Genomic DNA, 19,177 nt, shown 5'->3' on the forward strand with positions numbered 1-19,177 from the left:
ACCGCATGAGGACCTGTTCCATGACCATCGTTCATACCCTGGGGTTCCCCCGCATCGGCGCCAAGCGCGAGCTCAAGCAGGCGCTCGAGCAGTACTGGCGGGGCGAGATCGATACAGCCACGCTCGAAGCGCGTGCCCGCACCCTGCGGCTTCGCCACTGGCAGCTTCAGCATGAAGCCGGCGCCCGACACCTGCCCTGTGGCGATTTCTCGCTCTACGACCACGTCCTGGACACTGCGCTGCGCTTCGGCGCGGTCCCGGAATCCCATACCGCCCTGCTCGCCGAGCATCGGCTACGCGGCCTGTTTGCCCTGGCCCGTGGCCACCAGGATGCACGCCACGACCTCCGGGCCCTCGAGATGACCAAGTGGTTCGATACCAACTACCACTATCTCGTGCCAGAGCTGCGGGCCGGACAATCATTCCGCCTGGAGCCCGATGATCTGCTCGGCGTCTTCCATGAAGCCCGCGCCGCCGGCTTCCAGGCCCGCCCGGTAGTGCTCGGGCCGGTGAGTTTCCTCAAGCTCGCCAAGACCATCGACGGCAGTCCGGCCCTCGAACTGCTCGATGCCCTGCTGCCGCACTACGCGGCCCTGTTCTCGGCCCTGCACGAGGCGGGGGCCGAATGGCTGCAACTCGACGAACCCTGGCTCGCCACCGACCTCGACCACGCCACGGAGCGGGCCTTCACCCATGCCTTCTCCGCCCTGGCCGGCGTTCCACGCCCGAAGGTACTGCTTGCCAGCTACTTTGGCCCCCTGCGGGAAAACCGCGCGCTGGCGCTCGACTCCGGCTTCGAAGCCCTGCACCTCGATCTCGTCCGCGGCGGCGAGGATCTCGAACCAGTGCTCGCCGCCCTGCCCGACGGCATGATTCTCTCGGCCGGTCTCAACGATGGCCGCAATGTCTGGCGCAGCGACCTCGATGGCCTGCTCGCCACTGCCCGGCGCATTGCCGATGTGATCGGCCGGGAACGGCTGTGGCTGGCTCCCTCATGCTCGCTGCTGCATGTCCCGATCGACCTCGCCACGGAGACCCGGCTGGATCCCGAGCTGCGCAGCTGGCTGGCCTTCGCCCGGCAGAAGATCGAAGAACTCGCCCTGCTGGCAACCGCGCTCGACGATCCGCAGACAGCCGGGCCAGCCCTCGCTGCCCAGCGTGCCGTCATCGAAGGCCGTCGCCGCTCCTCCCGCGTGCATCGCCCGGAGGTAGCCGAACGGCTGCGCCAGCACGCCGCCGGCGACCTTGCAGTGCGCGCGCCCTATGCCGAACGCCAGTCCCTGCAGCGGGAACGCCTCGGTCTGCCGCCCTTCCCCACGACCACCATCGGCTCTTTTCCGCAGACGTCCGGAGTCCGCGAAGTCCGGGCCGCCTGGCGTGCCGGGAAGCTCGATGACGACCAGTACCAGGCGACGATCCGCAAGCATATCGCCGCCTGCGTCCGCGAGCAGGAAGCCATCGGCCTCGACGTGCTGGTGCATGGCGAATTCGAGCGCAACGACATGGTGGAGTACTTCGCCGAGCAGCTCGAAGGATTCGCCTTCACCCGCCACGGCTGGGTGCAGAGCTATGGATCGCGCTGCGTCAAGCCACCGATCATCTGGGGCGATGTCTGGCGGCCCCGGCCGATGACGGTGGACTGGAGCCGCCATGCCCAGTCGCTCACGTCAAGGCCGATGAAGGGCATGCTGACCGGGCCGGTGACCATGCTGCACTGGTCGTTCGTCCGTGATGACGTACCACGCCAGCGCACCGCCCTGCAGATTGCCCTGGCCCTGCGGGGGGAGGTGGCCGATCTCGCTGCCGCCGGACTGCCCATCGTGCAGATCGACGAACCCGCCTTGCGCGAGGGCCTGCCGCTGCGCCGAAGCGACCGGGCAGACTACCTCGAATGGGCCGTGGAAGCCTTCCGGATCACCGCCGCCGGCGCCGGTGATGCGGTGCAGGTGCACACCCATATGTGCTATTCGGAGTTCAACGACATCATCGAGGCCGTGGCCGCCATGGATGCCGACGTGGTCTCCATCGAGACCAGCCGCTCGCGCATGGCCCTGCTCGATGCCTTCGTGAGGTTCCGCTATCCCAACCAGATCGGCCCCGGTGTCTACGACATCCATTCGCCCCGCATCCCCAGCGAGGCAGAGATGCTCGAACTGCTGGAACGGGCCTGTGCGGTCATTCCGGCAGCCCAGCTTTGGGTGAATCCCGACTGCGGCCTCAAGACCCGCGACTGGCCGGAAACCCGCGAGGCACTGACGCGGATGGTGGGCGCGGCACGGCAGTTGCGGTCCCGCCTTCCCGCAGCGGCAGCCGAACCGGTGGAGGCGACCCCATGAGCACCCCCATGCCCCGGGAGGACGGGGAAAGACCGCTTTCCGAGGCCAGGCTGATGGAAATCGTCTTCCCCCACCACACCAACCACCTCGGAACCCTGTTCGGTGGCCAGGGCCTGGCCCTGATGGACAAGGCGGCCTTCATCGCCGCCTCGCGCCTGGCCCGTCGCACCGTGGTCACCGCCCGCTCGGAACGGGTGAACTTCCTCTCCCCGATCCGCCAGGGCGATCTCGTGGAAGTGGTGGCCCGGGTCACCCGCATCGGCCGAAGTTCGATGCAGGTGGATGTGGAGCTGATCGCGGAATCCATCCACAGCGGAGAGCGCCGGCTGTGCACCACCGGGCGATTCCACATGATCGCCCTCGACGGGCAGGGACGGCCGACGCCCGTCATCACGGAGGACCGCGGCTGAAGGCAGGAGGCCCGCGGGACTGCCCGCGGGCCTCTGGCGACTGCGGGGGAACCGCCTTCAGAACGCCTCGTCGAAGGCCACCTCGCCTTCCACGCCCACCTGGTAGGCGCTCACCCGCCGCTCGAAGAAGTTGGTGAGCTCCTGCACGTCCTGCAGGTCCATGAAGGGGAAGGGGTTCTTCGCGCCGGTCTTCGCCTTGAGACCCAGCTGCACGCGGCGCTGGTCGGCCACGTAATCGAGATACTCGCGCATGTCCTTGAGCGAGAGCCCGGCCATGCCGCCCGAGAGCACATCCTCGGCGAAGGCGTATTCCACCGCCACCGCCTCGTCGAGCATACGGTCGACATCGGCGGCCCAGGCAGCATCGCAGAGCGTCGGCTCCTCCTCGCGGGCGGTCTTCAGCACCGCCATGGCGAAGGCCATGTGCGCGCTCTCGTCGCGGAACACCCAGTTGGTGCCCGAGGCGAGGCCGTGCAGCAGCCCGCGCGAGCGCAGGTAGTACACATAGGCGAAGGCGGCGAAGAAGAACAGCCCCTCGATGCAGGCGGCGAAGCAGGCCAGGTTGAGCAGGAAGCGCCGGCGGTCGGCCGGCGTCTCGAGCCGCTCCAGGGCATGGATCGAATCGATCCAGCGGAAGCAGAACTCGGCCTTGGCCCGGATGCTCGGGATGTTCTCCACCGCGGCGAAGGCCCGCGCACGCTCGGCCGGATCCGGCAGGTAGGCATCGAGCAGGGTGAGGTAGAACTGCACGTGCAGGGCCTCCTCGAACAGCTGCCGGGACAGGTACATCCGCGCCTCCGGGGCGTTGATGTGACGGTACAGGTTGAGCACGAGATTGTTGGCCACGATCGAATCGCCGGTGGCGAAGAAGGCCACCAGGCGCTGCACCAGGTGCTTCTCGGCAGGCCCAAGTTTCAGGGCCAGATCCTGCACGTCAGGGGCGAAGTCCACCTCCTCCACCGTCCAGGTGTTGCGGATGGCATCCCGGTACATCTCGTAGAACTGCGGGTAACGCATCGGCCGCAGGGTGAGGTCGAAGCCGGGGTCGAGGAGTTTTCCGATGGGCCCGGCCTGTGCCGGAGAAGAGAGTGGCGAGGAGAGAGGAACGAGTGGCGCATCCATGGAGGGCTCCAGTGCATTTCAAGAGTTCGGTGATGTGGCAAAAGGCGATGGATTGGGTGATCGAGATCTACGGAGTGGGCCGCAACCTCCCGGCGGAGGAGCGATTCGGCGTAACGAGCCAGCTCCAGCGGGCGGCGGTATCGGTACCAGCGAACATTGCCGAAGGCTGGACGCGCGAGAGTCGGAAAGAGAAAGCGCAGTTCCTGGCCATTGCACAGGGCTCGCTCGCGGAAGCCGAAACCCTGCTCCTGGTCGTCCGGCGCCTGCGGTGGATCGACGAGGAACGCCTCGACCGGATCCTCGGCACTGCAGACGAACTCAGCCGGATGCTCACCAGCCTTCGCCGCCGCTTCCGCCTTCCGCCGCCGGGGTGGGCGTGATCCCGCCCCCGCCGTTCCCACTCGTTCCACTCCTCTCGCTTCACCACCCCTACTGATTCACTGGCAGGCCTCGCAGCTTCCGGGGTTCTCGAGCGAGCAGGCCACCGCCGCGGTATCGGCGATGGGCGCGGCGGTGGCGCTGGCGGCCACGGTGGTCTTGGCGATCTTCGTCGCCGGCCGCGAGCGCAGGTAGTAGGTGGTCTTGAGCCCCTGCTTCCAGGCGTACATGTACATCGAGGAGAGCGCGCCGATGGTCGGGCTTTCCATGAACAGATTGAGCGAGGCGCTCTGGTCGATGTAGGGCCCGCGCGCCGCCTGCAGGTCGATCAGCGCCCGCATCGGCAGTTCCCAGGCAGTGCGGTAGACCCGGCGTAGCGCCTCCGGGATCTCCTCGATGCCGGCGATCGAGCCCTCGGCCTGCTTGATCCGGTCGCGGATCTCCGGCGTCCACAGGCCCAGCCGCTTCAGCTCCTCCACCAGGTGGCGGTTCACCTGCAGGAAATCGCCGGAGAGCGTTTCGCGCTTGAACAGATTGCTCACCTGCGGCTCGATGCACTCGTAGCAGCCGGCGATCGAGGCGATGGTGGCGGTGGGCGCGATCGCCACCAGCAGCGAGTTCCTCAGCCCATGGCGGGCGATGCGCTCCTTCAGCGCCTGCCAGCGCTCGGGCTGCTCCGGCACCACGCCCCAGAGGTCGAACTGCAGCCGCCCCTCGGCCGCATGGGTATCGGCGAAGGCCGGATGCGGGCCATGCGCCTCGGCAAGCTCGCAGCTCGCCGACAGCGCGTGGTAGTAGATCTCGGCGCTGATGCGGGTGGAGAGCGCCTTCGCCTCGGCTGAATCGAAGGGCAGGCGCAGGGCGAAGAACACGTCCTGCAGGCCCATCAGGCCAAGGCCCACCGGGCGCCACTGGGCGTTCGAGGCCGCGGCCTCGGGGATCGGGTAGAAGTTGAGGTCGATCACCCGGTCGAGCTGGCGCACCGCCGCCCGTACGGTCTCGCCCAGGCGCTCGAAATCCACACCGTCCTCGCCGAGGTGCTGGGCCAGGTTCACCGAGCCCAGGTTGCACACGGCCGTGTGCCGGGCCGAAGTCACCTCGAGGATTTCGGTGCACAGGTTGGAGAGGTGCACTACGTGGCCGGGCTTCGCCGCCTGGTTGCAGGTGGCATTGGCGCGGTCCTTGAAGTTCATCCAGCCGTTCCCGGTCTGGGCCAGGGTGCGCATCATCCGCGCATAAAGATCGCGGGCCCGAACCTGCTTTCGCGCCAGGCCGCGGGCCTCGGCGCTCTCATAGGCGCGATCGAAGGCGGCGCCGTGCAGGTCCACCAGCTCCGGCACGTCGCTCGGATTGAACAGCGACCAGGCCGCATCGGCCTCCACTCGGCGCATGAACAGGTCGGGCACCCAGTGCGCGAGGTTGAGGTTGTGGGTGCGCCGGGCCTCGTCGCCGGTGTTGTCGCGCAGCTCGAGGAACTCCTCGATGTCGGCATGCCAGGTCTCGAGGTAGACGCAGGCCGCGCCCTTGCGCTTGCCGCCCTGGTTCACCGCCGCCACCGAGGCATCCAGGGTCTTCAGCCAGGGCACGATGCCATTGGAGAGGCCATTGGTGCCGCGGATCAGGGCACCGCGTGAGCGGATGCGGCTGAAGCCAAGACCGATGCCACCAGCGAACTTCGACAGCCGCGCCACGTCGGTGTAGGCCTTGTAGATGCCTTCCAGCGAATCCTCGGGCGAATCCAGCAAAAAGCAGCTGGAGAGCTGCTCGTGGCGGGTGCCGCTGTTGAACAGGGTGGGCGAGCTCGGCAGGTATTCCAGCCGCGCCATGCGCCCGTAGAGCTCCACCGCCTCGGCCACCGAGGTGGCGAGCGCCGAGGCGATGCGCAGGAAGAACTGCTGCGGGGTCTCGATGACCAGCCGGGTCTGCGGATGGCGCAGGAGGTAGCGGTCGTAGACCGTGCGCAGGCCGAAATAGTCGAAGCGGCGGTCGTGCTCGCGGTCGAGGGTGTCGTTGAGCTTGCGCGCATTGGCCTGCACGAAGCCGAGCAGGCGCTCGTTGACGAGGCCGAGCTCGGCGCCGCGCTGCACGCTCTGCGAGAAGGCATGGATGCCCTGCCCCGCCACCTCCTTCTCGATCACCCCGGAGAGCAGGCGGGCGGCGAGGCGGCCGTATTCCGGTTCCTCGGCGGTGAGCAGGGCGGCGGTGCGGATCGAGAGCTCGTCGAGCTCGCGGGTGCTCGCGCCGTCGTAGAGGCCGGAGATGGTGCGGGTGGCCACGCGCATCGGGTCGACGGCATGCAGGCCATCCGCGCAGCGCATCACCGCCCGCACGATCTTGTTGAGATCGACCGGCTCGCGGCGGCCGTCGCGCTTGGTGACGGTCATCACCGGGGCGTGGTGCGGCGGACGCAGGTCGAAGCCCGGGGCTGCGGCGGGGACGGCCGCGGCAGGGCGCGGGGTGGAATCGGCAGGACGCAGGGATGCGTCGCGGGCGGCTTCGGCCGCTTCGGGATGGATGCTCATCGCGTGGGAACTCCGTGGTCGACGCACGGGCCGCCGCCCCTCCCTCGGGAGCGACGCGCGGGAACGAAATCGGCAGGCGCCGGAGCGCGGAACGGGCCGCCCCGACTGGATGCCGGCGTCGCCCCCGCGGGCGACAGGCCCTTCGCCGGGCCCGGATCACCGCACGCCACGCGCTGTGCTTCGCGCGGCGGGTCGGCAGGTCTTCGGGCTCGCGGACACGGACGGCATGGCCGTCCCCCTACTGGCCGTCGCTTCCCGGGGGATGAGTTCCCCAGTGCCTTGACGGCGGTCGTTTCCACATACCGCTGCGGGGCAGCCCCGGATTCGCACCGGGTTCCCTTTTCATCCCGGACGCGAGTCCGGGAACCGACAACCCCAGCCTATTGAGGCAGGTCCGCCGAGTCAACCCAAGATCTTGTGGTTCCCCATGATTCTAGGGGCCAGGCTCAGGGGCGCGGCGGCGGCGTGCCGGGCGCTCTCACGCCCCCGGGCGCGCCCTGCGCCGGCAGCGCGGGTTGCGCCGCCTCGCCGGCGGCCGGCCGCGGTCTGGCCCAGCGGGCGAAGCTGCGCCGCGGTCCCGGCGCCATGCCGCCCCCCGATACTGCGCCGGAAGCGGCCGGCACGGGAGCGCTGGCCGGCGGGGTTTCCGGCGGCGGCGCGTCCTCGCGGCCATCCAGGGGCGTTCCACGGTGCAGGCCGGCGAACAGCGCCGAGACCGGGCCGCAGCCATGGGAGAGCCCGTCGAGTTCGCAGGCCGGGGCCGGCCCCGCGCCTCCGAGCGCCACGGCGAGCACCAGACCCGGCAGACGGCGGCGGCCCGCCGGGGCCGGGCAGGGCGGCATCACGGGCATCGCGCGCCGGCGCACGGCCTTACTCGGTCATCAGCTCGAGGCGCTCCAGGTCCATGGCATAGGCGGAAGTGGCCATGGCATTGGAGACGAGCTCGGTACGCAGGGTGCCGTGCACCCAGTAGGCGTCCCAGAGCTGCCCGAGTTCGACCGGATGCTTGGGCTTGATGTAGATGAGCTGGTTCGGCGGCGGCGGCGGCACGTGGATGCAGGCGCCGAAATACGGCACCAGGAACATCTCGGTGACGCGCTGCTGGTCGTCGAAGGCGATCGGCACGAGGTAGCCCGGCACCTTGCCGCGCACGCCGTTCATCGCGGGCACCGTCTTGGTGCTGCTCATCACCTGCGGCATCTGCATCTGCCCGCTGTGATCGATCTCGGGCATCTCCTCCAGCGCCTTGAGGTCCTCCGGCGGCAGCAGCTCGAGCCAGTCGATCTCGCGCACCGCGGCATCGGCGGCGAGCCCGTCGCCGGGGCGGGCCGCCTGCGCGAGCGCGGCGGGCGGCAGGGAGGCGCCGAGCAGCAGCGCGGCGGCGAGGACGGATGCGGCGGAAAGGGCGAACGGCAGGCGCATGGGTGGGTCCGGGTGGATCAGCGGTCGACGGCCACGCCGTCCTGCAGGGAGCGCAGGTAGGCGAGCGCCGCGGGAATCAGGCCGAGCAGGATACCGCCGAACCAGATGCCGGCGAGCAGGGCCCACTCCGAGGGGCGCGGCCAGCCGGGGGCGAAGAACAGGCCGTAGCGGGCCTCCAGCCAGGGCGAGAGGGCAGCGAGCCCGCCCTGCAGCAGCAGCAGGCCGAGCAGCAGGCCCAGGCCGGTGAGCAGGGCCGCCTCGGCCAGTAGCAGGGCGAAGACGTGGCGCGGCCCGGCGCCCACGGCACGCAGCAGGGCCATCTCGCGCCGGCGTTCCTTCAGGGTGGAGAGGATGGTGGTGAGCAGCACCATCAGGGCCGCCAGCACCGCCACCCCGGCAGCCACCAGCAGGGCGCGCTCGACCCCGTGCATCAGGCCCCAGAGCTGGGCCAGGGCCACGCCGGGCAGCACGGCGATCAGCGGCTCGCCGCGGTACTCGTTCACCACCCGCTGCACGGTGAAGGTCTCGAGCCGCGAGTCGAGGCCGACGAACACCGCGGTGACCGACTTCGGCTTCAGCAGCTCCGGCGGGATGCGCGCCGGATCCACGGCGCCGCGGCGCATCGGCACGCCGCCGCGCCAGTTGAGATGGATGGCCTCGATGGCCTCGAGCGAGACGTAGACGCCCTGGTCGATGGGGGTGCCGGTGCGGGCGAGGATGCCGACCACGCGGAAGGGCTGGTCCTCGTGCCTGTGCGCCGCCACCCGGGCGGTGCCGTGGGCGAGCACGATCTCGTCGCCGAGGGCGTGGCGCAGGCCCTCGGCCACGTCGGCGCCGAGCACGGCATCGTGCAGGCCGGCGAAGGCCCGTCCCTCGCGGAAGGGAAGGCCGCGCCGCTCGGCATAGCCCATGTGCTCGAAGTAGGCCGGCGTGGTGCCCACCACCCGGTAGCCGCGGTAGGAATCACCAAGGCTGATCGGCACCGTCCAGGCCACCGGTGGCAGGGCCTTCAGCTTCTCGTAGGTGTCCCACTGCAGGTTGGCGGTGGGTTCACCCAGGTGGAACACCGAGTAGAGCAGCAGCTGCACCGGGTGCGAGCGCGCGCCGACGATCAGGTCGGTGCCTGAGACCGAGCGCAGGAAGCTCTCGCGAGCCTCCTGGCGCACCCGCTCGATGCCCAGCATCAGCAGCACCGAGAGCCCGAGGGTGAGCACGGTGAGCAGCACCGTGGCCCGGCGGTTCCTCAGGCTGGCCCAGGCGAGACCGACAAGGCCGCTCATGCCGCCTCCGGGGCCGCGGCGGCGGCCAGCGCGTGCTGGCGCGGGAAGCGCCCGGCCAGCGCCAGGTCATGGCTGACGAAGAGCAGGGCCGCGCCGGCGGCCTCGCACTCGGCGAACAGCAGGTCCATGAAGAGGTCCCGGTTGCCAGCGTCCAGCGCCGAGGTCGGCTCGTCGCAGAGCACCAGCGAAGGCCCGCCGATCAGGGCGCGGGCCGCGGCCACGCGTTGCTGCTGCCCCACCGAGAGCTCGATCACCCGCCGCGCCTGCATGGCCTCGCCGCCGAGGCCGAGGGCGGCGAGGTAGTGGCGGGCGGCGGCCCCGAGGCTGCCGAAGCGCTCCAGCGCGCGGCGGCGGCGCAGGGCCGAGAAGCGGCAGGGCAGGGTCACGTTCTCGACCAGGCTGAGGAAGGGCAGCAGGTTGAACTGCTGGAACACGATGCCGAGGTGGTCGGCGCGCAGGCGATCGCGGCCCGGGCCGGAGCGTGCCGCCATGTCCTCGCCGGCGATGCAGACGCGCCCGGCCTGCGGTCTTAGCGTGCCGGCGACCAGGTTGAGCAGGGTGCTCTTGCCGCTGCCGCTCGGCCCGTGCAGGAACAGGCGCTCGCCGCGGGCCAGCACCAGCGAATCGAGGGCAAGGGTCCACCCGCCGCCGGGCCACGCGAAGCGCAGCCCCTCGATGCGCAGCGCCTCGCTCATGGACGCAGCACGAGGCGCGGCTGGGCCGGGCCGAGGCTGGCGGCGCGGGCGCCGCTGGCATCGATCAGCTGCACGCGGACCGACTCGATCGCCGGGAAGGCGGCGAACAGGCCAGTGTCGATGGCGCGCAGGGCCTCGGGGTTGCGGCACTGGAAGCGGTAGCGCACCCGCCAGTCGCCGTGCGTCTTCTCCTGCGCCTGCCCATCGCCGTGCTCATGACCGTGCCCGTGCGCATGGGCCTTCGCCGGGCCGCCCTCGGGCGTGCCGGGCACCTCGAGCACCGGGGCCTCGGCCACGCAGCCGGCGGCCACGTTGAACTGCCACAACCGGGCGTGGTCGAGCAGGGCCCGGCGGGCGGCCTCCAGCCTGGCCTTCTCCGCCTCGTCGCGCGGCGCCCGCTCGAAGCCGACGAGGTCGTGCGCCGTGGCCTCGAGATCCAGCTGCAGGCGCCCGCCGTCGAGGGCCACGTCGAGCAGGGCGAGGCCGTGCACATGGGCGGAGGCGGCGGGCAGGGCCAGCAGGGCGGCGAGGGCGAGCGCGGTCGGCGTGCGGGGCATGGGCGACAGGAAACGGCAAAAGAGGGTTACACCATAACGAGGCGCTGTCGGCAGCGCATGAACCGGAGCGTAGCCGGGGGCGATGCCTGCGATACTCCGCGCCCCGCCCCGCCCTGCCCGACGATGACGCTGCGCGATGCCGCCCTGCTGGTCCTGCTCGCCGCGATCTGGGGCAGCTCCTTCCTGTTCATGCGGCTGGCCGGGCCGGAGCTGGGCGCGGCACCGCTCGCCTGGCTGCGGGTCACGGTGGCGGCGGCCTTCCTCGGCGCCCTGCTGCTCGCCCGCCGCGAAGCCCCGGATCTTGCCGGGCGCTGGCGGCCCATGGCGCTGATGGGGCTCACCAACACCGCCGCGCCCTTCCTGCTGCTGACCTGGGCCACGGTGCAGCTCAGCGCCGGCTACGGCGCCCTGCTGAACGCCACCACCCCGCTCTGGGGCGCGCTGCTCGGTACACTGTTCTTCGGGCTGCGGGCCGGGCGCGCCCTGCTCGGCGGCCTTGTGCTCGGCTTCCTCGGCGTGGCCCTGCTGGTCGTGGGCAAGCTCGACGAACTCGGGCCCAAGGCCGTGCTGCCAGTGCTGGCCGGCCTGCTCGCCACCGCCTGCTACGGCCATGCCGCGCACTTCGCCCGCAGCGGCTTTCCCGGCCTCGGGCCACTCGGGCTGGCCTTCGGCAGCCAGCTGCTCGCCAGCCTGTGGCTGGCGCCCGCAGCCTTCGCCGCCTGGCCGGCACAGCCCCCCTCGCTGCTTGCCTGGGCCAGTGTGGCCGTGCTCGGCATCGTCTGCACGGCCCTGGCCTACCTCATCTATTTCGGGCTGATCCGCCGCATCGGCCCCACCCGCGCCACCACCGTCACCTACCTCGCCCCGGTCTTCGGGGTGGGCTGGGGCGTGGGCCTGCTGGGCGAGCCGCTCACCCTGCCGATGCTGCTCGGCGGCGCAGTGGTGCTGGCCGGGGTGGCGGTGGCGGCGCGCCCAGCACGCTGAGCCCGGTCGACCAGCACGGGGCGTTCCCGACGATCAGCCGGCGTCGCCCTCGACGCGGTTGCGCCCGCTCTGCTTGGCCCGGTACAGGGCAGCATCGGCGCGGGCCAGCAAGGCCGCCACGCCGGCCGAGCCACCGGGGTCGCCCGGGCGCAGCACGGCATAGCCGAAGCTCGCCGTAACCGGCAACGCACCGGCGGCAGTCTCCACCGGGGTTTCGGCCAGCAGGCTGCGCAGGCGCTCGGCCACGGCCGCCGCCTCGGCGGCATCGGCGCCGGGCACCAGCATCACGAACTCCTCGCCGCCGTGGCGCGCCACCATGTCGCCACCGCGCAGCTGCGAGGCGAGCCGCCGCCCCACCTCCACCAGCACCTCGTCGCCCACCGCATGCCCATGGGTGTCGTTCACCTGCTTGAAGCGGTCGAGATCCACGAAGACCAGAGCCAGCGGCTTGCCCAGGGCCTGCGCCTCGTCGATACGGCGCGGCAGCACCGGGGCCATGGCGCGGCGATTGGGCAGGCCGGTGAGCGGGTCGCGTTCGGCCAGGGCCTTCATCCGGTCGCGCTGGCGCGCCAGCGCCCCCATGCGCAGGGACAGGGCCAGGGTCATCACCACCGTGTACCAGGCAAGGCCAAGGATCAGGGTCTCGGCATGCCAGGCCCGCAGCAGGGTGCCGTAGAGCGGGCCCAGCACCAGCAGCTGCGGGGCCAGTGCCAACACCACCGCGCGCCCGCCGGGCTGGCCGGCGCGCCAGCAGGCGATGCCCACGGCGAGCATGGCGAGCAGCAGCAGGAAGGCGAAGCCGCGCCAGAACACCGTGGGCTCGGGGCCGCCCAGCCACCACTGGCCCGCCACCAGGGCGGCGAGCAGGAAGACGAGATGGCGGGTGCGGTAGAGCCGCGGCAAGACTCGGTCGGCGCGCCCGTAGGCGAGCGCCACGTACCAAAGACCGCCGAACCCCGGCACCGGCAGGAGCTGCAGGGCGAGATGCATGGCTTCCTCGCCGGGCAGCCAGGGCCGGGGCCAGGCGGCAAAACCGCTGCGCACCGCCAGCCAGAGGGCCATGGCGCTGCCGGCCAGCACGAACATGCCAGCGATGCGGTCACGCGCCCCGGCGAAGACCAGCAGGGCCGAGAGCAGCATGGCGAACACCACCGCCAGCCCACCCATGCGCACGGCGAAGCGCAGGGTGTCCTCGCGCTGCACCGGAGCCGGGTCGCCGTAGCGGATGGTCAGGCCATGCGAGCCTGTGTCGAGCCGCGGGGCGGTGACGATGATCGGCTCCCTCGAACCCGGGGCCGCCGAGAACACCGCGCCCACGCCGGCGCGGAAGCGGGAATCGGTGCTCCTCGCGTCATGCGCAAGACCGCAGCGCACTTCCTCGCCGCGGCGCAGGCGCACCAGGCCCGGCGGGGTGTCCAGCACCACGATGGCCTGCGCCCAGGCCGGCCAGCCCTCTGGCGGCGCCGGGATGCGCACTTCGGCGCTGCCGGGCGAATCCGGCACGGCAACGCAGTCGATCGGCAGGCGGAAGGCATCGCCCCGGATGCGGGCGATGTCCTCCCGCGAGCCCAGCACGAAGGAGGGCAGCAACAGCAGCAGGGCCAACACCGCGACCGCGATCTGCTTGCGCCCTGCCATCGCTCGGTCTCCCGGGGTCTTCAGCCGGTATTCTGCACGCCGGCGGCGATGCCGTTCACCGTGGCCGCGAGGGCCCGGAAGCGGGCATCGTCGGGCCGGCCGGCGGCACGCCAGTCGCGTAGCAGTTCCACCTGCAGCAGGCTGATCGGGTCGACGTAAGGGTTGCGTAGACGGATCGAGCGCGCCAGCCGGGCGTCCCCGGCCAGCAGGGGCGCCCCGCGCAGGGCCTCGACCTCGGCCACGGTGCGCCGGAACTCCGCTTCGATGCCGGGGAAGAAGTCCTCGTGCGCCGCGCCGGCGAGCCGCGAGTAGGCCTCGAAGATGCCGATCTCGGTCTTGGCCAGCACCATTTCGAGATCGTCGAGCACGGTATCGAAGAAGGGCCAGTCGCGGGCCATTTCCCGGAGGGTTTCGAGGCCGAAGCGCTCTTGCGCGGCGGCGAGCGCGCTGCCCACGCCATACCAGGCGGTGAGGTTGCTGCGGTTCTGGCTCCAGCCGAACACCCAGGGAATGGCGCGCAGGCCTTCCAGCCCGGCCCCGCGCTTGCTGGGCCGGGAGCCGATGTTGAGCCGCTCGATCACGTCGATCGGGGTGGCCGCGCGGAAGTACTCGACGAAGCCCTCGCGCTCGTAGACGAGCCCGCGGTAGGCGGCGCGCGAGACCGCCGCGAGCTGGTCAGCGATGCCGCGCCAGGCCGCCTCGCGCGGATCGGGCGGGCGCGGCGCCAGGGTGGCGCGCAGCACCGCCGCCGTGGCCTGCTCGAGGTTGCGCAGGGCCAGCGCGCGCAGCCCGTACTTGCGGTGGATCACCTCGCCCTGCTCGGTGAGGCGCAGCACCCCGCCCACCGAGCCGCGCGGCGCCGCCACCACGGCACGCTCGGTGCGCGTGCCGCCGCGTGAGACCGAGCCGCCGCGGCCGTGGAAGAAGCGCAGCTTCACGCCGGCCTCGGCGGCCACCTCGCCCAGCCGCACCTGGGCCCGCTGCAGGGCCCAGCGCGCCGCCATGAGGCCGCCGTCCTTCGCACTGTCGCTGTAGCCCAGCATCACCCACTGCACGTCGCCGCGGGCGGCGAGATGGGCGCGCCAGCGCGGGTCGGAGAGCAGGTCGCGCAGGGTTTCGGGCGCGGCGGCGAGGTCGTCCACGGTCTCGAACAGCGGCGCCACGTCCAGCGGCACCTGGCCGGCGGCGTCCACCAGCCCGGACCAGCGGGCTAGGGCCAGCACCGCCAGCGCGTCCTCGGCGCTGCGGCTCATGCTCACGATGTAGAGCCCGAAGGCGGCCGCGCCATAGCGCGCCCGCCCCTCCACCACGGCGCGGAATACCTGGCGCATGCGCGTGGCGGCCGGCGCCTCGGGCGGCAGCGGGCGCGGCGGCAGCCGGCCCGGCTCGGCGGGGGCCAGCGGCGCATCGAGGGCGGCATGCAGGCGCGCCACCCGCTCGGCGAGCGGGCGCTCGGCGAAGGCCGGATCGCCCAGCCATTCGCCCACCGCCTGGCGGTGCACGTCGGCGTGCTGGCGCAGGTCGAGGGCGGCGAGATGGAAGCCGAAGGCGGCCACGCGGCGCCGCACCCGGCGCAGGGCGAACACCCCGGCATGGCGGCCGCGGTGGGCCAGCAAACTCTCCTCCACCAAGGCCAGGTCCTCGTCGAGCGCCGCGGCCTCGGGATAGCCGGTGAGCCGGTCCTCCAGCGTGGCGCGCAGGCGCTCCTGCACCAGCCCGAGGAAGGCGCGGTAGGGGGTATCGGGGTACTGCAGGGCCTGTGGCCAGCGCGCGGCGTACTCCTCCAGCCGGGCCTCGAAGGCGGCGCCGAAGCCCACCCGGGTGCGCGACTGGGTGAGCATGGCCTTCAGGTGTTCCAGGTCCTGCACGTAGGCGGCCAGCACCCGCTGGCGCTGCTGGTGCTGGGCGGTGGCGATGGTCTCGGCGCCGACTGCCGGGTTGCCGTCCATGTCGCCGCCCACCCAGGTGGCGAAGCGCAGCAGGGGCGGCAGCTCCGGGCGCTCGCCATAGGCCTCGGCGAAGGCCTCCTCGAAGGCCTCGAAGAACACCGGCAGCACGCGGTAGAGCGGATCGCCGAGGTAGTAGCCCACCTGGGCCGACTCGTCGGCCACCGTGGGCCTGTTCGGGGCCGCGCTCTCGGTCTGCCAGCCGGCGGTGAGGGCAGTGCGGATCACCTCGCGGTCGGCCCGCTTCTCGGCCGGCGTGCGGGTGCCGTCGATGTCGGCAATCAGGGCCTGGGCGATCACCGCCTCCTTGTCGAGCAGGGCGCGGCGCACCGCCTCGGTGGGATGGGCGGTGAGCACCGGCTCGATGCGCAGGGCGGGCAGCAGGGCGCGCACCGCCTCGGCCCCGATACCTTCGGCGCGCAGCCGCTGCAGGGCATCGAGCAGGCCGCCGGGCTGGGCCCCGCCCCCCGGCTGGCGCTGGTAGTCGCGGCGGCGGCGGATGCGGTGTACCCGCTCGGCCAGGTTCACCGCCGAGAAGTAGAGGGCGAAGGCCCGCACCAGGTCGGCATGCTGCTCCGGCTCCACCCCGGCCAGCTCCGCCGCCAGCTCGGCCAGCGGCGCCCCGGCCTCGCGGCGGCGGATGGCGGCGCGGCGCACCCGCTCCACCCGGGCGAGGAAGTCTTCACCGAGCTGCTCGGCCAAGATCTCGCCGACGAGGGCGCCAAGACGGCCCACGTCCTCCCGCAGGCGGGCGTCGGTGGGCGGGAAATCAATGTCGCGAAGGCGGGGGCTGGGGCTGTCCATGCCCGGAATCTACCCCGCCCGGGCAGATCGAGGCCGCGTGAATACGTGTGCAGCATCACATTCGGCGCGCCCCCATGACCATCGGCCCGGGGCTGGGGGGGCCGGCCCGGGGTACCCTCGGGCGTTCCTCTTCCACCCGGGACCCCGACGTGAAGCATCGCCTTGCCCTGATGATCGCCGCCGCCCTCGCCGCCACCGCCTGCCAGAAGCCCGCCGAGGCCCCTGCCGCCGCCGGCGTCGAAGCCGCGCAGGCCGCCAACCCCTTCTTCCAGGCAAGCCCCCTGCCCTACGGCACGCCGGACTTTGCCGCCATCCGCGACGAGCACTTCCGCCCCGCCTTCGAGGAGGGCATGAAGCAGCACATGGCCGAGATCCGCGCCATCGCCGACAACCCCGAGCCGCCGAGCTTCGAGAACACCTTGGTGGCGATGGAGAAGAGCGGCGAGCTGCTGCTGCGCACCCAGGCGGTGTTCTTCAACCTGATCGGCACCGACAGCAATCCGGAGCGCCAGGCCCTGCGCGCCGAACTGGCGCCGAAGCTCGCCGCCCACCAGGACGCCATCCTGCTCGACGGCCCGCTGTTCGCCCGGGTGAAGGCCCTGTACGAGCAGCGCGACCGCCTCGGCCTCGACGCCGAATCGCTGCGCCTGCTGGAACGCACCCACAAGCGCTTCGTGCGCGCCGGCGCCGAGCTCGACGAGGCCGGCAAGGCCCGGCTAAAGGAGCTCAATGCCCGCGAGAGCAGCCTGACCACCGAGTTCAGCGACAAGCTGCTCGCCGCCACCAACGAGAATGCCGTGGTGGTGGACAGCGCCGAGGCCCTGGCGGGCTTCTCCGAGGCCGACATCGCCGCCGCAGCCGCGGCCGCCAAGGCCCGCGGCCTCGAGGGCAAGTGGCTGATCACCCTGCAGAACACCACCCGCCAGCCGGCGCTGGTGAGCCTGAAGGACCGCGCCCTGCGCGAGCGCGTGTGGCGCGCCTCGGCCGAGCGTGGCGCCCAGGCCGCCAACGACACCCGCCCGCTGGTGCTGGAACTCGCCGCCATCCGTGCCGAGAAGGCGCAGCTGCTGGGCTACCCGAACTGGGCGGCCTACGTGCTCGAGGACCAGATGGCCGGCACGCCGGAGGCGGCGTACAAGATCCTGACCGACCTCGTGCCGAAGGTGGTGGCGAATGCCAGGGCCGAGCAGGCCGACATCGCCGCGATGATGAAGGCCGATGGCATCGAGGGCGAAGTGCAGCCCTGGGACTGGGAGTACTACGCCGAGAAGGTGCGCCAGCAGCGCTTCGCCCTCGACGAGGCCGGCGTGCGCCCCTACTTCGAGTTCGACCGCGTGTTCAGCGACGGCGTGCTCTATGCCATGGGCCGCCAGTACGGCATCACGCTGAAGCCGCGCCCGGACCTGCCGGTCTACCACCCCGACGTGAAGGCCTACGAGGTCTTCGAGGAGGACGGCACCCCGGTCGGCCTGTTCTATGCCGACTACTTCGCCCGCGAGAGCAAGCGCGGCGGCGCCTGGATGAGCAGCTTCGTCAGCCAGAGCGGCCTGCTCGACAGGAAGCCGGTGGTGGTCAACGTGATGAACATCCCGAAGCCCGCCGAGGGCCAGCCGGCGCTGCTGAGCTATGACCAGGTCACGACCATGTTCCACGAGATGGGCCATGGCATCCACGGCCTGTTCTCGAAGGCGAAGTACCCGAGCCTGGCCGGCACCGCCGTCTCGCGCGACTTCGTCGAGTTCCCCTCGCAGTACGAGGAGGACTGGGCGCTGAATCCGGAGGTGATGGCGAGCTACGCCAGGCACTACCAGAGCGGCGAGCCGATCCCGGCCGAACTGAAGCAGAAGATCGTCGATGCCCGCCACTTCAACCAGGGCTTCGACACCCTGGAATACATCGCCGCCGCCCTCGTCGATCTGGACTGGCATACCCTGAAGCCGGGCGAGATCCCCACCGACGTGGCCGCCTTCGAAGCCGCCTCGCTGAAGCGCCACGGGGTCGACCTCAACGCCATCCCACCGCGCTACAAGAGCACCTACTTCGCCCACGTCTTCGCCGGCGGCTATTCGGCCGGCTACTACGCCTACCTCTGGGCCGACGTGCTGGCGGCCGACGCCTTCGCCACCACCCAGGCGCGCGGCGGTCTGACCCGCGAGAACGGCACGGCCTACCGCAACGAGGTGCTTTCGCGCGGCAACACCCGCGAGCCGATGGAGAGCTTCCGCGCCTACGTCGGCCGCGACCCGCAGGTGGAGGCACTGCTGAAGCGCCGCGGCCTGCAGTAAGCGCCCGCGGCGGAGGGGATGGCCGCCTCGCCTCCGCCACGGCCCTCACGGGCGCAGACGGCAGAAAACGGAAAAAGGCCCGCATCCGCGGGCCTTTTTCTTCGCCCGGCGCCGGCTCAGCGCCGGCCGCAGCAGGCCTTGTGCTTCTTCCCCGAGCCACAGGGGCAGGGAGCATTGCGCCCCGGCCCCTCGGCCTTGCGCACCGGCTGCTTTGGCGCCTTGCGCTCCAGCCCACCGGCGTAGAGGTCGTGCAGCACCGCCGGCAGCTGCCCCACGATGGCCAGCCGGCCCTCGTGGCCCGGCTCCTCCACCCCCTCGCCGCCGGAGAGCGACTGGATCAGGTCCAGGGCCTCGGTCACCCACTCCTCGCTGCCTTCCCACTCTCCCCACTCGAACTCATGGAAGCCCACGGCCTCGAGGAAACCATCGGCCCACTCCGCCCCCACCGGGATGCCATCGTCCGGCGGCCCGCCCTCCTCTGGCACCCAGATGAAGGGCATGTCCTGCTCGGTGAACGCCGCCTCGTCGAGCCGCACCCGCCGCTCGATCGCTGCCTTGAGGTGCAGGATCGGCGCGTAGTGCGCGTCGCGGTCGCGTGCATTTTCCCAGCGCGGCTCCTTGCCCCAGACCCGCGGCATCCACTGCGATTGCGGGATCGGCTCGGGCGAGACCACGATGCCGCAGAGGAAGCCGTCGAGCTGCTCCAGGCTCATGCCGCCGAAAGGAATGGCGCGGGTCTCGAGGAGCCGGGCCAGGGCCTCGGCGTCCTGGTCGGTGAAGACGTTCGGCATGGCGTTC

General features: G+C 71.5%; 15 protein-coding genes and 1 riboswitch. Of the genes, 5 read left to right on the forward strand and 10 right to left on the reverse strand.

Annotated features, from left to right (window positions below; translation table 11 throughout):
* The first annotated feature begins 20 nt into the window (after positions 1-20).
* Together metE and G408_RS0106640 are read left to right on the forward strand one after the other, a co-directional pair.
* Positions 21-2,336, forward strand: a complete 2,316-nt coding sequence (metE, locus tag G408_RS0106635) for a 5-methyltetrahydropteroyltriglutamate--homocysteine S-methyltransferase (RefSeq protein ID WP_028770468.1) — start codon at positions 21-23, stop codon at positions 2,334-2,336.
* Positions 2,333-2,746, forward strand: a complete 414-nt coding sequence (locus tag G408_RS0106640) for an acyl-CoA thioesterase (RefSeq protein ID WP_084628107.1) — start codon at positions 2,333-2,335, stop codon at positions 2,744-2,746. Before metE ends, G408_RS0106640 begins: the two co-directional genes overlap by 4 nt.
* A gap of 57 nt (positions 2,747-2,803) precedes the next feature.
* Here the strand turns inward: G408_RS0106640 and G408_RS0106645 are convergent, their stop codons facing one another.
* Positions 2,804-3,763: a ribonucleotide-diphosphate reductase subunit beta gene (locus G408_RS0106645; RefSeq protein WP_245584283.1), complete on the reverse strand. Its 960-nt coding sequence runs from the start codon at positions 3,761-3,763 to the stop codon at positions 2,804-2,806.
* Between the two features lie 116 nt (positions 3,764-3,879).
* Here G408_RS0106645 and G408_RS0106650 point away from each other — a divergent pair, with 116 nt between their 5' ends.
* Positions 3,880-4,248, forward strand: a complete 369-nt coding sequence (locus G408_RS0106650) for a four helix bundle protein (RefSeq protein WP_028770471.1) — start codon at positions 3,880-3,882, stop codon at positions 4,246-4,248.
* 57 nt (positions 4,249-4,305) lie between these two features.
* Here the strand turns inward: G408_RS0106650 and G408_RS13530 are convergent, their stop codons facing one another.
* From G408_RS13530 to G408_RS13535, 6 genes are all read right to left on the reverse strand, one after another.
* Positions 4,306-6,630, reverse strand: a complete 2,325-nt coding sequence (locus tag G408_RS13530) for a ribonucleoside-diphosphate reductase subunit alpha (protein ID WP_245584284.1) — start codon at positions 6,628-6,630, stop codon at positions 4,306-4,308.
* 315 nt (positions 6,631-6,945) lie between these two features.
* A riboswitch (cobalamin riboswitch) is annotated at positions 6,946-7,154 on the reverse strand.
* Between the two features lie 60 nt (positions 7,155-7,214).
* Positions 7,215-7,610 (reverse strand): hypothetical protein, encoded by a 396-nt coding sequence (locus G408_RS0106665; protein ID WP_156890076.1) that lies wholly within the window; start codon positions 7,608-7,610, stop codon positions 7,215-7,217.
* A gap of 28 nt (positions 7,611-7,638) precedes the next feature.
* Complete coding sequence (locus G408_RS0106670; protein WP_051282695.1) at positions 7,639-8,190, reverse strand: DUF3299 domain-containing protein; 552 nt, start codon at positions 8,188-8,190, stop codon at positions 7,639-7,641.
* A gap of 17 nt (positions 8,191-8,207) precedes the next feature.
* Complete coding sequence (locus tag G408_RS0106675) at positions 8,208-9,470, reverse strand: ABC transporter permease (protein ID WP_028770474.1); 1,263 nt, start codon at positions 9,468-9,470, stop codon at positions 8,208-8,210.
* A complete protein-coding gene (locus G408_RS0106680) occupies positions 9,467-10,165 on the reverse strand; it encodes an ABC transporter ATP-binding protein (protein ID WP_028770475.1) in 699 nt (232 codons plus the stop codon). Before G408_RS0106680 ends, G408_RS0106675 begins: the two co-directional genes overlap by 4 nt.
* A complete protein-coding gene (locus tag G408_RS13535) occupies positions 10,162-10,722 on the reverse strand; it encodes a DUF2796 domain-containing protein (protein ID WP_051282696.1) in 561 nt (186 codons plus the stop codon). Before G408_RS13535 ends, G408_RS0106680 begins: the two co-directional genes overlap by 4 nt.
* A gap of 57 nt (positions 10,723-10,779) precedes the next feature.
* Here G408_RS13535 and G408_RS15070 point away from each other — a divergent pair, with 57 nt between their 5' ends.
* The gene (locus G408_RS15070; RefSeq protein ID WP_169719209.1) at positions 10,780-11,706 is read left to right on the forward strand and encodes a DMT family transporter; all 927 of its coding nucleotides are present in this window, start codon (positions 10,780-10,782) and stop codon (positions 11,704-11,706) included.
* A gap of 33 nt (positions 11,707-11,739) precedes the next feature.
* Here G408_RS15070 and G408_RS14755 read toward each other — a convergent pair whose 3' ends face one another.
* Positions 11,740-13,344, reverse strand: coding sequence for a GGDEF domain-containing protein (locus G408_RS14755; RefSeq protein WP_051282697.1), 1,605 nt, complete (start codon positions 13,342-13,344; stop codon positions 11,740-11,742).
* 20 nt (positions 13,345-13,364) lie between these two features.
* Entirely contained in the window at positions 13,365-16,094 is a 2,730-nt protein-coding gene (gene ppc / locus G408_RS0106700) for a phosphoenolpyruvate carboxylase (protein WP_028770477.1), read from the reverse strand.
* Positions 16,095-16,243: 149 nt separating this feature from the next.
* Here ppc and G408_RS0106705 point away from each other — a divergent pair, with 149 nt between their 5' ends.
* Positions 16,244-18,379: a M3 family metallopeptidase gene (locus G408_RS0106705; RefSeq protein WP_245584279.1), complete on the forward strand. Its 2,136-nt coding sequence runs from the start codon at positions 16,244-16,246 to the stop codon at positions 18,377-18,379.
* Between the two features lie 116 nt (positions 18,380-18,495).
* Here the strand turns inward: G408_RS0106705 and G408_RS13545 are convergent, their stop codons facing one another.
* A complete protein-coding gene (locus G408_RS13545) occupies positions 18,496-19,170 on the reverse strand; it encodes a UPF0149 family protein (protein WP_037412607.1) in 675 nt (224 codons plus the stop codon).
* Positions 19,171-19,177 lie beyond the last annotated feature (7 nt).

The organism is Silanimonas lenta DSM 16282 (assembly GCF_000429065.1).
GTDB classification, from domain to species: domain Bacteria; phylum Pseudomonadota; class Gammaproteobacteria; order Xanthomonadales; family Xanthomonadaceae; genus Silanimonas; species Silanimonas lenta.

What these genes read in the sequence shown, in the direction of transcription:
- G408_RS14755 (WP_051282697.1), bottom strand. Translation starts at nt 13,344, where the DNA reads ATGGCAGGGCGCAAGCAGATCGCGGTCGCGGTGTTGGCCCTGCTGCTG.
- G408_RS0106665 (WP_156890076.1), bottom strand. Translation starts at nt 7,610, where the DNA reads ATGCCGCCCTGCCCGGCCCCGGCGGGCCGCCGCCGTCTGCCGGGTCTG.
- G408_RS13530 (WP_245584284.1), bottom strand. Translation starts at nt 6,630, where the DNA reads ATGACCGTCACCAAGCGCGACGGCCGCCGCGAGCCGGTCGATCTCAAC.
- G408_RS0106645 (WP_245584283.1), bottom strand. Translation starts at nt 3,763, where the DNA reads ATGCGTTACCCGCAGTTCTACGAGATGTACCGGGATGCCATCCGCAAC.
- G408_RS0106680 (WP_028770475.1), bottom strand. Translation starts at nt 10,165, where the DNA reads ATGAGCGAGGCGCTGCGCATCGAGGGGCTGCGCTTCGCGTGGCCCGGC.
- G408_RS13545 (WP_037412607.1), bottom strand. Translation starts at nt 19,170, where the DNA reads ATGCCGAACGTCTTCACCGACCAGGACGCCGAGGCCCTGGCCCGGCTC.
- G408_RS0106670 (WP_051282695.1), bottom strand. Translation starts at nt 8,190, where the DNA reads ATGCGCCTGCCGTTCGCCCTTTCCGCCGCATCCGTCCTCGCCGCCGCG.
- G408_RS15070 (WP_169719209.1), top strand. Translation starts at nt 10,780, where the DNA reads ATGAACCGGAGCGTAGCCGGGGGCGATGCCTGCGATACTCCGCGCCCC.
- G408_RS13535 (WP_051282696.1), bottom strand. Translation starts at nt 10,722, where the DNA reads ATGCCCCGCACGCCGACCGCGCTCGCCCTCGCCGCCCTGCTGGCCCTG.
- metE (WP_028770468.1), top strand. Translation starts at nt 21, where the DNA reads ATGACCATCGTTCATACCCTGGGGTTCCCCCGCATCGGCGCCAAGCGC.
- ppc (WP_028770477.1), bottom strand. Translation starts at nt 16,094, where the DNA reads ATGGACAGCCCCAGCCCCCGCCTTCGCGACATTGATTTCCCGCCCACC.
- G408_RS0106675 (WP_028770474.1), bottom strand. Translation starts at nt 9,470, where the DNA reads ATGAGCGGCCTTGTCGGTCTCGCCTGGGCCAGCCTGAGGAACCGCCGG.
- G408_RS0106640 (WP_084628107.1), top strand. Translation starts at nt 2,333, where the DNA reads ATGAGCACCCCCATGCCCCGGGAGGACGGGGAAAGACCGCTTTCCGAG.